Here is a 566-nt window from a genome sequence, read left to right as displayed (position 1 = left end):
CCAAATGTGCCTGGGAAATTACCATTAAAAAACTCGGTTTGACCATCAGAGACTAACGCATCACTAATTGTAAAGCTGCCGACCGCATCAGCATTAACACCGGCAGCACTAACTGCTTGGTCAAAGTTTTCAAGTACCTCACGACTGTAACGTACGCCGAACTTCACAGCACCAAACATAAAACCATCGCCGAAGCCAAAGTCTACATAGCGCTTAGCATCAAACTCACCAGTAGACATTTCGCGCACAGGATTATCAACCCGACCTGTAATATAGTGGCTTAATCGGCGACCATCATTTAATGCATCAGCGGTAGTGAGCGACTGCGCAGTTAAGGCTGTTGGACTTTGCCAATCAACATCGTAGTTGTAATTATCCCAGCCTTGGGCATTAACAAATGCTTGACTTAAATCACCTTGAGCAGAGTCTAATTGAATATCAATACCGGTCGGAACAGTATCAACATTAACCCCATTTACCTTTGTTGTCGCTAGGTGGTGTCCTGTATGTCTAAAGTCTAAACCGATATTTTGAAATTTATTTTCTGATTCTGAATGAGTAAGCAT

1 pseudogene is annotated in these 566 nt (G+C 42.8%); it reads right to left on the bottom strand.

The features are described 5' to 3' along the window. A pseudogene (locus PHAL_RS24335) lies at positions 1–566 on the bottom strand (TonB-dependent receptor); the annotation flags it as partial.

Origin of the sequence: Pseudoalteromonas haloplanktis ATCC 14393 (assembly GCF_000238355.1) — a bacterium.
GTDB lineage: Bacteria > Pseudomonadota > Gammaproteobacteria > Enterobacterales > Alteromonadaceae > Pseudoalteromonas > Pseudoalteromonas haloplanktis.
This window is presented reverse-complemented; position numbering and strand designations above follow the sequence as displayed.